This window comes from Microbacterium sp. OR16 (assembly GCF_047306725.1).
Taxonomy (GTDB): Bacteria; Actinomycetota; Actinomycetes; order Actinomycetales; family Microbacteriaceae; genus Microbacterium.
In genome coordinates this window covers 298502-313120 of record NZ_JAZEXK010000002.1, presented here as the reverse complement: position 1 = coordinate 313120, position 14619 = coordinate 298502, and the positions used below count along the sequence as shown (strand labels likewise).

Here is a 14619-nt window from a genome sequence, read left to right as displayed (position 1 = left end):
ATGCCCGGAACAGAAACGCTCTCCCTCGATGGCCTCTCACTGCTGCTGGTGTGGACGGCCATCGCGACCTACGCGCTGGCGTTCGTCGCCTACACCATCGATCTCGCACAGCGTTCCGCCCGCCCCGCCCCGGCTCGGGAGCAGCAGCGCGCACTGGTCCTCGTCGGCGCCGTCAACCAGGCGGCTCCAAGCGCTCCGGCCCCGCCCGACCATGCGCAGCCGGACGACATCCATGCTCCGCCCTCGCAGCGTCCCCGGCTGCTGTGGGCGAGGATCGGCACCGCGCTCACGGTGCTCGCCTTCCTCTTCCAGCTCGGCGGAACCGTCGCCCGCGGCATCGCCGCAGAACGGGTGCCATGGGCCAACATGTACGAGTTCGCTCTCACCGGGACGGTCCTGATCGTCGCCGTCTACCTCCTCGCCCTCCGCTGGTACGACCTGCGCTTCCTCGGCGCGTTCCTGGTGGGCATGATCGTCCTGCTGCTGGGCGGCGCCACGCTCAGCTTCTACGTCGAAGTCGTCCCGCTGATGGACCCGCTCAAGAGCGTCTGGCTCGTCATCCATGTCTTCGTCGCCTCCCTCGCCACCGCCCTGTTCGCCCTCGCCTGTGGTCTCTCCGTCACCCAGCTGCTGCAATCCCGTCGTGAACGTCGCACCAGCGTCTCACCCGATTCCGCAGGGCGCCGCGGCGGGTTCCTGCGCACGCTGCCCGCCGGAGAAGTCCTCGAAACTCTCGCCTACCGGTTCGTGATCGTCGGCTTCATGTTCTGGACGTTCACCCTGATCGCCGGAGCGATCTGGGCCAACGACTCCTGGGGACGCTACTGGGGCTTCGACACCAAAGAGGTCTGGACCTTCGTGATCTGGGTGCTGTACGCGGGCTACATCCACGCCCGCGCCACCCGCGGCTGGCGCGGCAACCGCTCCGCCTGGCTGTGCATCATCGGATTCGCCGCCGTGCTGTTCAACTTCACGGTCGTCAACGTGTACTTTCCCGGCCTGCACTCCTACTCCGGCCTCACCTGACCCCGCGCTCCGGCCGCGCCACGTCCGCGGCCGGAGCCGCCAACGCATGATCGCCTCGATGAAGGGAAATCCGCCATGCCGCCGATCGACCAGTGGGTCGCGTTCGAGCCCCTCGCGGGCTCGCCGGTCGCCATCGCCGCCCTGCTGCTTGCGGCGCTGTACCTGCGAGGAGCGATCTGGATGTGGCGGAACGGCCGGCGCTGGGCAATCGCCCGCACGGCATCGTTCCTGATCGGGTGTGCCCTGATCTTCGCCGTCACGACGTTCGGCGTAAACCGCCTCGCAACAGAGTCCGTCACAGCCCTGGTGTTCCAGCAGATCACCCTGCTCACTGTCGTCCCGCCGCTCCTGATCGCCGGGTCACCGGGACGGCTGCTCCTGCGCAGCACACCGCACACCGGCCTCGGACGTCTCGTGCTCCGCGCAGCACACGCCGGGCTCCGCTCACCGTTCTGGAGCGCCGCGCTGCACCCCGTGGTCGCCATCGTCACCGCGATGCTGCTGTACCCGGTCCTCTACCTGACCGACGCCATCAGCGTCGTCATGCGCGCTCCGTTCGGCCACGACGCCCTGCTCTTCGTCGTCCTCGTCCTCGGCGTCGTCGCGGCGACACCCCTGTGGTCGTCCGACCCGCTGCCGCGCGTCCCCTCCTTCGCCGCGCGATTCGTCGACATCGCCGTCGAGATCCAGATCCACGCCGTGTTCGGCCTGATCCTGCTCCGCACCAGCACGCCCCTGTTCAGCGCGTACGCCAACCCCGCCGGCGGTCATGATCCCATCCTGGACCAGGCGATAGCCGGCGCCCTGGTATGGACCTACGCGGAACTGCCGCTGTTCGTGGTGCTCATCGTCTGCCTCTCCCGCTGGCGTGCCCGCGAGGTGCGCACCTCGCGACAGCGGCAGAAGGTCGAGGACGCCGAGCTCGACTCCTACAACGAGTACCTCGCGAGCCTCTCCCGAGGACGGGATGAGAGCTAGGTACATCTCCTATCAGGCGTACCGGGTCAGGATTTGGCCAGCACATCGGGCCATGTCGAAGCTGATGAGGGTTCCGGATAGGACGTCACCGGTGCGATAGAACCAGGCGGTGCAAGCGCGTGGCGAATTCGGTGCCGGAAGGCATATCGACGATCATCCCGAGCATCATGATCGCGTGGGCTACCTGGTGCACGGCACTGTGCCAGCCGACGGATCCCCGGGTGGGATACGGCGCTGTGCCTGGAACACGGTCGCCGGCATGAACTACATCGTGCTGGCGAAGACGGGCAGCTGCCGGATGACGGGGATCACGGGACACAGTGTCAACGCAAAGCAATCATCACGAGGTGCTAAGAGTCTCCGACGACAAGGAACGGCTTGTCGTCTCGGACGAGCCGGAGCGACGGTCATCGCGTCTTCTTTCAGATCGGCTATCGGGTGCTGCGGACGCGCTGGATTCGGAGACTGTTGTAGACGACGAGGACGGACGAGAGGGACATCGCCGCGGCAGCGATGAGGGGGTTGAGCAGTCCTGCGGCGGCGATGGGGATGGCGGCGATGTTGTATCCGAATGCCCAGCCGAGGTTGGTGCGGATCGTGCGCAGGGTCTTGCGGGAGATGGCGATGGCGTCGGGGATGACGTGGAGGTCGTCGCGGACGAGGATGATGTCGGCGGCTTTGAGGGCGATGTCGGTGCCGGAGACGAGCGCGAGGCCGAGGTCGGCGGTGGCGAGGGCGACGGCGTCGTTGACGCCGTCGCCGACCATCGCGACCTTCTCTCCCGCGACCTGGAGTTCGCGGACCACGTCCGCCTTCTGGGCGGGCGCGACACCGGCATGGACACGTTCGATGCCGAGCTCGGCGGCGATGCGGGCGCCGGCGGCGGGGCTGTCTCCGGTGAGGAGCACGGTGGTGAGGTTCTGGGCGTGGAGAGCGCTGATGGCGTCGGCGGCGCCGGGTTTGATGGTGTCGGCGAGGGCGAGCAGGCCGATCAGGTTCCCATCGCGGGCGACGAGGGCGACGGTGTGCCCCTTCTCGTGGGCGCCTGCGAGCGCGGCGGCTGCGGGGGTGAGGTCGATGTCGTGCTCGCGGAGCAGGTCGGCGTTGCCGATGAGGAGGGTGCTGCCGGCGATGCGGGCGGTGGCGCCGAGACCGGGGAGCGCGGTGAAATCTTCCAGGGAGTGTAGGTCGGTGATGTGGGCGCGGGCGGCTTCCTGGATGGCACGGGCGATGGCGTGTTCTGATCCTTGTTCGACGGATGCGGCCAATCGCCACAGCTCATGTTCTTCGACGCCGTAGGGTGTCGCAGTTTCGACGGTCATGCGGCCGGTGGTGAGGGTTCCGGTCTTGTCGAGGATGACGGTGGTGATGGTGCCGGAGGCTTCGAGGGCGTCGTGGCCTTTGATGAGGATGCCGAGGGTCGCGGCCCTGCCGATGCCGACCATGAGCGCGGTGGGGGTCGCGAGCCCAAGGGCGCAGGGGCAGGCGATGATGAGGACGCTGATTCCGATGCCGAATGCCTGCGCGAACGGGGTTCCGGTGAGCGTCCAGGCGACGGTGACGATGATCGCGAGGGTGATGACGGCGGGGACGAACCAGGTGACGATGCGGTCGACGAGGTTCTGCACGCGGGCTTTGCGGGCTTGGGCCTGCTCGGTGAGGGCCGCCATCTGGGCGAGCTGGGTGTTCGCGCCGACCGACGTGGTGGTCACTTCCAGGCGCCCGTCGGTGCTGATCGTGCCTCCGGTCACGGATGCTCCCGGACCGACGGGAACGGGGACTGGTTCTCCGGTCATCATGCTCGCGTCGACCGCGGCCGTGCCCGCTCGGACGGTGCCGTCGGCGGGGATGGTCTCTCCGGGGAGGACGACGAAAGTGTCGCCGATCCGCAGCGCCGTGGCGGGCTCGATCGCCTCGATGCCGTCGCGGACGACCCGGACGTGAGTGGCGGCGAGGGCGTTGAGGGCTCCGAGCACGTCTCCGGCTTTGCGGCGGGAACGTGTTTCGAAGTAGCGGCCGGCGAGCTGGAATGTCGTCATGCCGGCGGCGACGTCGAGGTAGATGGAGTCGGCGCCTGCGGGGGTGACGCCGAATCCGAGCCAGTAGCCGGCGGCTTCCGTGGTGCCGAAGCCGAGCAGCAGGGTCAGGATCGCCCACCCGAAGGAGGCGGCGATGCCGAGGGAGACGAGGGTGTCCATGCTGACCGCGCCGTGGCGGAGGTTGCGGAGCGTTGCCCGGTGGAACGGCCAGGCCGCCCAGGTCACGATCGGCAGCGCCATCAGCACGCAGACCCACTCCCAGCCGGGGAACCGCCACCCGGGGACGAGGGCGAGGACGATGGTAATGTCCATCAGCGGCACGGTGAGCAGCGCGGAGACGGCGAGGCGGCGGCGCAGGGAGGAGATCCGTACCTCGGTGGCGCGCGCGGACCAGGCGTCGTCGCTGGCGTCGCGCAGGTGGGCGCCGTAGCCGGCGTTCTCGACCTGCCGGATAGCCGTCGCCACCTCGTTGTCCGGGAGACCCGTGACGATGGCGCGTTCGGTGGCGTAGTTGACGCTCGCTGTCACCCCGTCGAGCTTGTTCAGTGCGCGTTCAACGCGTCCTGCACAGGCGGCGCATGTCATCCCAGAGATGTCGAGCTCCACCGGGGTGAGAGTTGCCGGTGTGGTGGTGTCCGTGGTCGTCATGAGTGGGTGTCCTCTCGGACGGTCGGTCGGGGACCGGGGCGACTCGCGTCGCGGTCAGCGAGGCGTTGGAGCATCTGGTTGTAGGCGTCGTATTCGTCGTCGCGCCCGGTGTCGATGTGCCGGTCCTTACGGCGCGCATCCCGCGCGTCCTGTCTGCTCCATTGGATGCCGAGCGCGACGATGACGATCATCAGCGGGATCTCCCCGCCCGCCCAGGCGACTCCGCCGCCGAGGTACTGCTGGGCCTGCAGGTCAGCCCAGGGTAGGCCAAGGCGCAAGTAGAAGTCCTCGGCGATGATGTCGGGGCTGGTCATCAGGATCACGCCGAAGAACGCGTGGAACGGCATTGCCGCCAGCACGTAGCCGAGCTTGCCGATGTGCGGCAGCGGCCGTGGGGGCCGGTCGACGCCGATGATGAGGCTGTAGTACAGGTAGCCGACGATGAGGAAGTGCAGGTTCATGAGCTGGTGCGCCCAGTGGAACCGCATGTAGTCGCCGAAGATGCCGGTGAGGTACAGGCCGTAGTAGGAGCCGATGAAGACGACGAACACGATCAGGGGGTTGTAGAGGAACTGCAGGACCCGCCAGTGCAGCACCCACGTGATCCAGTCGTGCAGGCCTGCGGGCTTGTTCCGGTCCGAGCGGGTCGCGCGCAGCAGCAGAGTGATCACGCCGCCGAGGACGAGGAGCCCGGGGGCGAGCATGTTCAGCGACATGTGCACGATCATGTGCACCCCGAAGTCCGGGGCTGAGTACTTCCCGAACCCGGAACTGGTGGCGACGACCACGACGGTCCACCCGCCGATCCACGCGGCCGTCCGACCGAGAGGCCACCGGTCGCCCCGACGGCGGAGCGTGCGCACCGCGATCAGGTAGACGGTGACCGCAGCTACGGCGATGCCGAGGAACAGCAGGTTCGGACGCCACTGGCCGAACAACACATCGAGTGTCGGAGTGTCAGGGACCTCGAAGCCCATGAACACCTGCTCGATGCTCGTCGGTACGAAGTACTGCGGCGGAGGCTGTCGCGTCATCGCCACGCCGACCCCTGTCCACCCCGCCACCGTCACAGCGCCCAGGGAAAGCAATACGGTCAGGTTCCCCGCGCGTAGCCGTCCTCGCTGGGCGAGAACCACGGCGGCAACGAATGTCACCGCGAAGACGATCAGGCAGGCAAAGCCGGCGAGGATCAGCCACCCGGTCAGCGAGGCGGTGATGGGGCCGCCGGCGAGCTTGAACACCCCGATGATGATGTCTGTGCCCACAATAATCGGGAGTGCGACGGTACCGATCTGGAACAGTCGCCGCAGGGTCGCGGGGGGGACAAGCCGTCCGGAAAGGACACGCAAGACGGCGACCAGGATCGCTCCGAAGAAAGCGTTCACGCCGAGGGTTTGGAAGATGGCGGCATCGCTGCCGAAGTCATGATCGGGCCCGACGAGCACTTGCCCGGTGACGACGGGAGCGAGCACAGCGATCGCAGTCGCCCACAACGGGATGAGGAGCCCGGTCCACCGTTCTGCGAAGAAGGAGGCGAAAAAGACGATCAAAGCCGCCAGGAAACTGACCGTCCAGGCCTTCGGCGCGTCGCTCGCTTCCCACAAGAACGGCAAAGCCCGAGCGACGGTCAGCCGCACGAGCGGGGTGCCGTTGGCATCGAGAGCCTCGAAGACAATCAGCGCGCCGGCGCACACAGACCATGCACCAGAGGAGACACGCAGCACCGAGATCTCGAATCCCTCTGAGAGATATCGCGCCCCGCGGCCCGGGACATCGCGCAAGAACAGCAGATGCACGAGCGCGCCGCTGGTGATCAGCGTGGCGAGCTGCGCGACGGAGAGCAGGATCGTGGTAACCACAGCCACATCGACCCCGGGATACCCGACGAAGATCCGCTCATACGGTTCCTCCCCGAGAGCAACCGCCACGAGAACCGGGAAGAAGATCAGTACAACGACGGCCGCGCCGATCAGGAGCGCGGCCGACGCGATCAAGGGTCTGCGGGCGCGGGGGTCCGCAGCGGTCGCGGATGCTGCTACGGGAGTGGCGGTGTCGGTGTCAGGCATTCGTGGCTTGGGGCCAGGACCGCACCGTGTAGCCGGCGTCCTCGACGGCCGACTCCACCGCGTTCAGATCAACGGCCACTGCATGGCCCAGCTGGACACGGCCTGAGGCGGCGTCGACCCGAACATCGACGATACCGGGAAGGGCGGAGAGTTCAGCGGTGACTGCGCGCTCGCAGTGCTCGCAGGTCATTCCATTCACCCAGAACTCGAACTCGGCCATGACCACTCCTCTTAACGCCGGACCACTCCCTTAACTCTACATCGTGTCGTAGATGAGAGTGGCTGAGAGGACAGGTCAGGCGTGTGCGAGTGCCGTGTCGTGTCGGCGGCGTGGCGTCTTCCAGCGTCGGAGGGTGAGCCGGTCCGCGCGAAGCTCGAGCCCGGGATCGCCTGTGGTGCGCCCCATCGTCGCCAGGGCGTTCGCGAGATGGACGGCACCGGCGCGACGGGCGGCGGCATCGTCTGCGATGAGCTCGATCAGCAACAACGTGGCCCGCTTCAAGGCGCGACCGGCCGGGAACCGGCGAGGGAGGCAAAGGGAATTGATCTCAGCGATCCGCACAGCCCACCTATGATGCTGACGCAGATGGGCGCGCTCGTGTTCGATCACCGCCCGCAACTGCGGGTCGCTGAGCAGTTCCTTGAGGGCCGTGGAGAGGTAGATCTCCGGTTCGCCGGACGGGACGGCACATGCAGCGGGCTCTTCGGATTCGAACCACACGAGGGTGACCCCATTCGAGTCCTCGCGGGATACGGCGACCGGCGCGAAGCGCCCGACGGCTTCCCGCCATGAGTCGGCGAGCGGCTCCGCGGTCGCGGAGACGAAGGCGATCACGGCGGCGAGCACTCCCAGGCTCAACCAGCCCGCGATGGTCAAGAGCAGGCCCTCCGCAGGCGCGTGTGTCTCTCCGACCTCGACGCAGCACATCAGTGCTGTCGTGGCGGAGGCGACCGCGCACCCGATCCCGGCGAAGAGGGCACTGAACCACAGGGACAGTGCGGTGCGCGGGTGGCGCACCTGCCAGCGTCCGGCGGTCAGCACGAGGGGCGCGAGCAGGAGGATCAGCGCTGCTGCGGCGAGGAAGGAGCCGGTGGCGATCAATGGATCACCTACGCTTGCGGGAGGGCTTGCCGGTGATCGCGCTGCGAAGCAGATCGAGGTCTTCCTCGGCGAGGTTGCCGGCGAACTGCAACAGCGCAGCCTGCCGGTCGCCGGCGCCGTCCAGGGCGGTCATCATGGACCGGCCGACATGCTCGTCGCCGCTTCGTGCCGCATGGAAGCGGACTTTGCGCGGGGAGTCTCCAGACCGGACGACATCGCCCTTCTTCTGCAGCCGTTCGAGAGCGGTCATCAATGTCGTGTATGCCGGGACGTGACCGGTGAACACTGCCTGGATGTCGCGGGCGCTCAACGGTTCGGATGCCTCCCAGAGGATGCGCATGACCTCGCCCTCAAGCTCCCCGCGCTCCCGCGTCCGCTCACCTGCCATCTGGCACCTCCGACGCTCAGTCTACCCACGAGTAAATCTACATGATGTCGTAGACTCGCGGTGTTCTGTTTCGCATCGACAGCGAGGATCTTGCGCGTGGCCCTATCCCTCTTCCGATCTCGTCGCTCCGTGGCAAAGAAGCCCGCCACGTCCCCGCTGCCGGCTTCCGTGTCCTCGCCGCGGCGACGTGTCCGAGTGGTCAGGAAGGAACCTGTGTCCGACCGTGCTGTGCTGCTGGAGTTGCGGGACGCCGAGGGTGCGGCCCTGGACTCGTTCGAGGCGGGTGCCCATATCGATCTGCACATCGCTCCCGGGCTCATCCGGCAGTATTCGCTCGTCGATGTCGGTCGAAACGATGGTGCCTATACGATCTGCGTGCAGCGTGAGGAGGATGGGCGTGGGGGTTCCATCGCGGTCCATGATCGCGTCCGCGAGGGCGACACTCTAACGATCTCCTCCCCGCGCAACACGTTTCCGCTCAGGCAGCCGGATGGGGGCGTCCTTCTTTTGTCGGCGGGTGTGGGCGTGACTCCGCTGGTGTCGATGGCCGCCCATCTTCACCGGACTGGCGCCGATTTCGAGTTCCACGCTTACACGCGCTCCCCGAATGCCCTTCCTCTGCGCGAGCACCTCGAATCCGCGGCCTACCGGGACCGCGTGCTTGTGCACGACAGCAGCCGGGGCGACTCGTTCCGCACCTCTGCTCCCAGGCTCCTTCACCAGCCCGTCGAAGGCGGGGCGGTGTACGTCTGCGGGCCGGAGGCTTTCGTGGCGCTCGCGCGCGAGCGTGCGAGCGATGCGGGTTGGGGGCCGGAGCAGGTTCGCAGCGAGCGCTTCGTACCCACGGCGCCACCCGAGCCGGACGGTTCCGCGCCATTCGCGGTCGTCGCTGCATCCACCGGCGAGGAGATGACCGTCGCGCCTGATGAGTCGATCGCGGACGTGCTGGAGCGTCACGGGTATGAGACCTATCGCTCGTGCGGACAGGGCTATTGCGGCTCCTGCGTGACCCGTGTCATCTCCGGCATCCCGGACCATCGCGACGAGACGCAGAGCCCCGAGGAGCACGCTCGTAACTCCCATATCAACGTGTGCTGCTCCCGGTCCCTCAGCGCCGTGCTCGAACTGGACGTGTGACGAAGAGGATCGTGCGGCGAGAGGTCAGAGGTTCATCAGCCAGAGCATCGCCCCCATGCCCGCGGCCATCAGCGCGTGACACAGGGCGTGCATCCGATGACCCCGTGCCACGGCCGCACGGTACAGCCACCACGCGGCCCCCAGGGTACAGGCGACGATGAATGCCGTGTTGACGACGTCGGCCCAGACGGGAGTTGCCATCAGCCCCATCTCGTCACCGCCGCCGTGGTGTCCGGCGTGCGCGGACCCTCCGTCGCCGCCCATGTCCATCCCGGCCATCAGGAGCGGCATCGCGGCGAGCATCCAGATCATCGCCGCGTTCAGCACGACATGCCCGACCAGCTCCACGCGATGCGGGAACCCGTGGGCGCGGGCCAGCGCGGGCAGTAGGGCGAGGGCGAAGATCGCGAACAGGGCGATCTGCGCCCAGGTCACCGCGTCCAGCACTGTCACCCAGGTCATGAGGATCATCGCGGCGCTCATCACCGCGTGGTTGATGTCGATCAGCTCCTCGTCCGCCAGATCCTCCGTGCGCGCGGGGCGGCGGATGCGCCGTGCGATGAGGTCGCCGAGGCAGATGAGGCCGGTGGCGAAGAAGACGACGGTGAGGATGAGGTCCCAGGGCGATGCGATCACACCACCATCTTACTACTACAATATGTAGAGATAATTCGTTTGCTGTTCCGAGAGGCTTCCCGATGACCGCTGTCCAGACCGACACCGCCGGCACGTCGCCCCATGCTGCGCCGGCACCGCGACGACGCAAGACGAACTGGTACGGCGCGTTCTGGCGCTGGCACTTCTACGGCTCCCTGATCGTCATCCCGGTTCTGTTCGTCCTCGCAGTGACCGGCATGACCTACATGTTCCGCGCCGAAGTCGACGCCCTCACCCACCCGGGAGTCCTCACAGTGACGGCGCCGGAGGGAGCAGAGAGGCAGGCGCTGTCCACGCAGGAAGACGCCGTCCGTGACGCGTTCCCCGACAGGCCCATCCTCTCCGTCATCGACCACACCGGCGACCGGGCGACGGTGTTCGTCACCGAACGCGCGGACGGGGTCAACGCGAACGTCTACGTCGACCCGTACACGACAACGGTGACCGGGGAACTCACCGCGGACCAGTTGATCTCCGACTGGGCGGAACGCATCCACGGCGACCTGCTGATCGGCGAGGAAGGCATCGGGGATCGTATCGTCGAGCTCGGCGGCAGCTGGGCGATCGTGCTCACCATCACGGGCTTCATCATCTTCTTCCTCGGCCGCCGGCCCCGCAAAGCCGCACAGGCGAAAGGCGCCAAGGGTGCGCGGCTGCGCGGATGGCATGCGATCGTCGGCCTGCCCGTGGGCCTGGGCATCCTGATGCTCGTCGTCTCCGGCCTGCCCTGGACCGGAGTATGGGGCTCAGTCGCACAGCAGGTCGCATCCGGCAACGGCGTCTCGCTCTGGGGAGAAGACCCCGGCGCCGAATCCACGATCGATCAGCTCATCGAGGACACCAGCGGCACCAACGCCGAAGCGGGCTGGGCCATCGGCAACGGGCCCACCGGCACCAGCACGAGCGCCGGCACGACACCGATCTCCATCGACGACGCCGTCGCCGCGGCACAGGCCGAGGGAGCCCCCGAGCCGTACTCGATCATCTACCCCGACGGCGACACCGGTGTGTTCAGCGTCATGTCCAGCCAGTGGAACGACAACGGCAACCCCGCCGAATCCGAGGTGAGCCTCGAACGCACCATCCACATCGATCAGTACAGCGGAGAGATCGTCGGCACCTACGGGTACGACGACTACAGCATCACCGCGCAGGTCGTCTCACAGGGCATCGCCGTCCACGAGGGACGCCGCCTCGGCCTGGTCAACACGATCCTGTCCACCCTGTTCTGCCTCGCCGTGATGTTCATGTGCGTCTCCGCACCCATCATGTGGTGGAACCGGCGCGGCACCGCATCCGGCATGGCCGCACCCCGCGCGAAACTGCCCGTCTGGGGAAACTGGCTCCTCGTGATCATCATGCTCGGCCTCGGCATCTTCCTGCCCTTGTTCGGCCTGTCCCTCATCGTCATCCTCGCACTCGATCAAGTGCTGATCCGACGCGTGCCACGGATGAAGAAGTTCTTCGGCAGCGTCTGAGCCGCGGAGACCCTACCGCGGATACTCGCGAGACGTCCCCACAGCGCTGATACAGATGCGTCGCGCCAGAGTGAGGGCCTCACCGGTGCCCACGATGAGCAGCCCGGGACAGTTCTCTGCTGCCGCGCAGCGGCGGGGGAGCGAGATTGCGTGATGTCAATACGGACAGGACAGTGCGTCTTCTGTTGAGTAGACCTGCTGCGGCGGTGAGAGGGCGAGCACGTAGCTCTTGACGGTTTGCGAGTAACGCAAGTGGTCTACTTAGAGTTTCCTCGCCAGCGGCTACGCACCCACGCGCCGATCTTTCGAAATCGGTATCCCACGTCGTGCCACTCCTCGGCGAGAGAAGGTGATTCTTCCTCCTCCGGCCGTTGGGGAGCTCCTATTGCGATGAGAAAGATGATCACCAGGAGAGCAGTGGGCAACGCCAGTGCGCCCATCCACCATCCGATCTCCATGAGCATTCTGTCAGCTACTCGACCCGGCATCGATCACGTCTTGACTCGTTCCATGAGGATCAACGCGAGGGGCGGTCTTCGTGGTCGATGCCAGCGTGCTCCTTGCCACGCTCGAAGCCCAGGAGGCGAAGAGCGTTGGCCACGACGATGAGTGTCGAGCCCTCGTGGATGAGCACCACGGCACCGATGTTCAGCCCGATGAAGGTGGCGATCACCAGGAGGACGACGATCGCGAGACTCGCGATGAGGTTCTGACGGATGATCCGGCTGGTCGCGCGGCTCAGACGCACGGCGAACGGGACGCGTCCCAGGTCGTCGCTCATGAGAGCGATGTCACAGGTCTCCAGTGCGACGGTGGAACCGGCAGCCCCCATCGCGATGCCGATGTCCGCGCGAGCCATCGCGGGCGCGTCGTTCACGCCGTCCCCGACCATCGCGATGGGGCGATGCGTCTCGGCAAGACGAGTGATGTGCGCAACCTTGTCCTCCGGCAGCAGCTCACCGATTGCGGTGTCGACGCCGACCTCGCGGCCGACGGCATCCGCGACGCGCTGGTTGTCGCCGGAGATCATCACGAGCTGGCCGACGTTCGCGCTTCGCAACACGCGGAGTACCTGCGCGGACTCGGCGCGAGAGGTGTCCATCACGCCGACGACCCCCAGGAACCGATCACCGTGTCGGACGATCATCAGCGTCTGGCCGGAGTCGCGCGCCTCCGTGTAAGCGTTCTCGACTGACGAGGGAAGGGCGAGGCCCTGCTCGTCGAACATCCGCAGGTTACCGACCTCGACGATCTCTCCGTCGACCGTGGCGCGTACACCGCGGCCGACGACGGCGTTGAGGTCCGACGCCTCGACGCGCTCCGCCTCGGACACCTGACCTGCGAGGTCACGGACGATCGCTGCTGCGAGCGGGTGATCGCTGAGAGACTCCACGCCGACCAGGATGGGGACGAGGAGGCTGCCGTCCACGCCGTCCACGGGAGTGACCGACGTCACCTGCGGGTTGCCCCAGGTGAGGGTGCCGGTCTTGTCGAAGGCCATCGCCCTGACGCGCCCCAGGGTCTCCAGCGGAGCACCGCCCTTGACCAGCACGCCGGCGCGGGCCGCTCGGGCGACTCCAGCGAGAACGGCCGCCGGCGTCGCGATGGCCAGTGCGCACGGGCTCGCGGCCACGAGGACAGTCATTGCGAGATAGAAGGCATCCGTGAACGGCTGCGAGAACACGGACATCGCGACCATCAGGGTGGCGGCCACGCCGAGGATCACCGCGGGCACGTACCACCGCTGGAAACGGTTGATGAACTGCTGCGTCGGTGACGCAGCCTGGTCGGCCGTGCGGACCAGCTCGACGACCTTGCTCAGCGTCGAGTCCGCGGCCGTCGCCGACACCACGACCTCGAGCACTCCGGAGCCGTTCACCGTGCCGGCGAACACGCGATTCGCGGCCGGAAGGGTATCCACGGTGCGCATCGCCCGCTCGCGATCCGCGACCGGCTCCTTCTCGATGGGCATCGACTCACCGGTGACCGCCGACTGATCGACCGCCGAGATCCCGGCGATCACGAACCCGTCCGACGGGATCCTCGAGTTCGGGCGCACCACCACGACATCACCCACCGCGATCTGCTCCACGGGAACCTCGACGGGATCGTCGTCTCCGCGGCGCACCAGGGCACTCCGTGGCGCGAGTTCGGCCAGCGCTTCGATCGACTTGCTGGCGCGGCTCATCGCGTATTCCTCGAGGGAATGGCCGAGGCTGAAGAGGAACAGCAGCACCGCGCCCTCCGCCCACTTCCCGATCAGCGCGGCGCCGATCGCGGCGACGATCATGAGGAAGTCGACCTCGAACTTGCCCCGCAGCGTCGACGAGACCGCCGTGCGCACGGTGAAGAAGCCTCCGAAGAAGTAGGTGGCGATGAACAGGACCAAGGGCAGACCCATGAGCGGCAAGCCGACCGCATACTCTGCGATCATGCCCGCGGCGTAGGTGATTCCCGCGGCGATGGCGAACCACAACTCCCACCGGGCGGAGCCGTGTGCATGTTCCTCTGTGGTGTCGTGCGAGTTCGTGGCAGTCGAGCTGGTCATGCTTCGACAATACATCACAAGAACATGATATGTTGATATATGTGAATGATAATCGTGCTCATAGGGGAGGATGTCAACTATGACCGACTCGGCAGAATCGGCATCTGCTCCGCTGTCAGCGGGGGATGCCGAGCGGCTGGCTGAGATCATGCGGGCACTGGCGTCACCGGTCCGACTCCGCATCCTGAGCGCGCTGCGCATCCGGCCCAGCACGGTGACCGACCTCGGCGCGCAGCTCGGCATCGGACAGACGACGCTCTCCAACCACCTACGGCTTCTCCGGAATCTCAGCGTGGTCCGCGGCGATCGTGAGGGACGGCACATCCACTACGTGCTGTTCGACGACCACGTCGCAGATCTCTTCGACGAGGCCATGGGGCACCTTCGCCACCTTCCCAACGATCGGTGACCGCTCGGTCTCCACCGAGGGGCCGAGCGGTCCTGTGTCCTTCCGCCTTCGCTTCGTCGTGGGTCTTGAAGTCCGCCGCAGCCTCGTTGTCACGAACAGTTCCTCATGAGCCATGTCGCTGTTGCCAACGCCACGTTCGTCGC

General features: G+C 66.8%; 12 protein-coding genes. 5 read left to right on the top strand and 7 right to left on the bottom strand.

Going from position 1 to position 14619, the window contains the following annotated elements:
- Complete coding sequence (gene ccsB / locus V2S05_RS12025; RefSeq protein WP_271638604.1) at positions 1–1026, top strand: c-type cytochrome biogenesis protein CcsB; 1026 nt, start codon at positions 1–3, stop codon at positions 1024–1026.
- A 75-nt stretch (positions 1027–1101) separates the two neighbouring features.
- On the top strand, positions 1102–2004 hold the full coding sequence (locus tag V2S05_RS12020) for a cytochrome c oxidase assembly protein (RefSeq protein WP_271638603.1): 903 nt from the start codon (positions 1102–1104) through the stop codon (positions 2002–2004).
- A gap of 431 nt (positions 2005–2435) precedes the next feature.
- Here the strand turns inward: V2S05_RS12020 and V2S05_RS12015 are convergent, their stop codons facing one another.
- The 5 genes from V2S05_RS12015 to V2S05_RS11995 all read right to left on the bottom strand — a co-directional run bounded on the left by V2S05_RS12015 (position 2436) and on the right by V2S05_RS11995 (position 8247).
- Entirely contained in the window at positions 2436–4691 is a 2256-nt protein-coding gene (locus tag V2S05_RS12015; protein ID WP_271638602.1) for a heavy metal translocating P-type ATPase, read from the bottom strand.
- Complete coding sequence (locus V2S05_RS12010) at positions 4688–6550, bottom strand: cytochrome c oxidase assembly protein (RefSeq protein ID WP_413635597.1); 1863 nt, start codon at positions 6548–6550, stop codon at positions 4688–4690. Before V2S05_RS12010 ends, V2S05_RS12015 begins: the two co-directional genes overlap by 4 nt.
- Positions 6551–6749: 199 nt before the next feature.
- Positions 6750–6977 (bottom strand): heavy-metal-associated domain-containing protein, encoded by a 228-nt coding sequence (locus V2S05_RS12005; RefSeq protein WP_271638600.1) that lies wholly within the window; start codon positions 6975–6977, stop codon positions 6750–6752.
- A 75-nt stretch (positions 6978–7052) separates the two neighbouring features.
- On the bottom strand, positions 7053–7859 hold the full coding sequence (locus V2S05_RS12000) for a M56 family metallopeptidase (protein WP_413635596.1): 807 nt from the start codon (positions 7857–7859) through the stop codon (positions 7053–7055).
- A gap of 4 nt (positions 7860–7863) precedes the next feature.
- Complete coding sequence (locus V2S05_RS11995) at positions 7864–8247, bottom strand: BlaI/MecI/CopY family transcriptional regulator (protein ID WP_282186585.1); 384 nt, start codon at positions 8245–8247, stop codon at positions 7864–7866.
- 213 nt (positions 8248–8460) lie between these two features.
- Between V2S05_RS11995 and V2S05_RS11990 the strand changes: the two genes are divergently transcribed.
- The gene (locus V2S05_RS11990; protein WP_271638598.1) at positions 8461–9384 is read left to right on the top strand and encodes a PDR/VanB family oxidoreductase; all 924 of its coding nucleotides are present in this window, start codon (positions 8461–8463) and stop codon (positions 9382–9384) included.
- A gap of 24 nt (positions 9385–9408) precedes the next feature.
- On the opposite strand, the gene V2S05_RS11985 is transcribed toward V2S05_RS11990, so the two are convergent.
- A complete protein-coding gene (locus V2S05_RS11985; protein WP_271638597.1) occupies positions 9409–10020 on the bottom strand; it encodes a DUF5134 domain-containing protein in 612 nt (203 codons plus the stop codon).
- A 62-nt stretch (positions 10021–10082) separates the two neighbouring features.
- Between V2S05_RS11985 and V2S05_RS11980 the strand changes: the two genes are divergently transcribed.
- A complete protein-coding gene (locus tag V2S05_RS11980) occupies positions 10083–11519 on the top strand; it encodes a PepSY-associated TM helix domain-containing protein (RefSeq protein ID WP_271638596.1) in 1437 nt (478 codons plus the stop codon).
- Positions 11520–12036: 517 nt separating this feature from the next.
- On the opposite strand, the gene V2S05_RS11975 is transcribed toward V2S05_RS11980, so the two are convergent.
- Entirely contained in the window at positions 12037–14067 is a 2031-nt protein-coding gene (locus tag V2S05_RS11975) for a heavy metal translocating P-type ATPase (RefSeq protein WP_271638595.1), read from the bottom strand.
- Positions 14068–14146: 79 nt separating this feature from the next.
- Here V2S05_RS11975 and V2S05_RS11970 point away from each other — a divergent pair, with 79 nt between their 5' ends.
- Positions 14147–14476, top strand: a complete 330-nt coding sequence (locus V2S05_RS11970) for an ArsR/SmtB family transcription factor (protein WP_271638594.1) — start codon at positions 14147–14149, stop codon at positions 14474–14476.
- The last annotated feature ends 143 nt before the right edge of the window (positions 14477–14619 follow it).

What these genes read in the sequence shown, in the direction of transcription:
- V2S05_RS12005 (WP_271638600.1), bottom strand. Translation starts at nt 6,977, where the DNA reads ATGGCCGAGTTCGAGTTCTGGGTGAATGGAATGACCTGCGAGCACTGC.
- V2S05_RS11970 (WP_271638594.1), top strand. Translation starts at nt 14,147, where the DNA reads ATGACCGACTCGGCAGAATCGGCATCTGCTCCGCTGTCAGCGGGGGAT.
- V2S05_RS11995 (WP_282186585.1), bottom strand. Translation starts at nt 8,247, where the DNA reads ATGGCAGGTGAGCGGACGCGGGAGCGCGGGGAGCTTGAGGGCGAGGTC.
- V2S05_RS12020 (WP_271638603.1), top strand. Translation starts at nt 1,102, where the DNA reads ATGCCGCCGATCGACCAGTGGGTCGCGTTCGAGCCCCTCGCGGGCTCG.
- V2S05_RS12015 (WP_271638602.1), bottom strand. Translation starts at nt 4,691, where the DNA reads ATGACGACCACGGACACCACCACACCGGCAACTCTCACCCCGGTGGAG.
- V2S05_RS11980 (WP_271638596.1), top strand. Translation starts at nt 10,083, where the DNA reads ATGACCGCTGTCCAGACCGACACCGCCGGCACGTCGCCCCATGCTGCG.
- ccsB (WP_271638604.1), top strand. Translation starts at nt 1, where the DNA reads ATGCCCGGAACAGAAACGCTCTCCCTCGATGGCCTCTCACTGCTGCTG.
- V2S05_RS11975 (WP_271638595.1), bottom strand. Translation starts at nt 14,067, where the DNA reads ATGACCAGCTCGACTGCCACGAACTCGCACGACACCACAGAGGAACAT.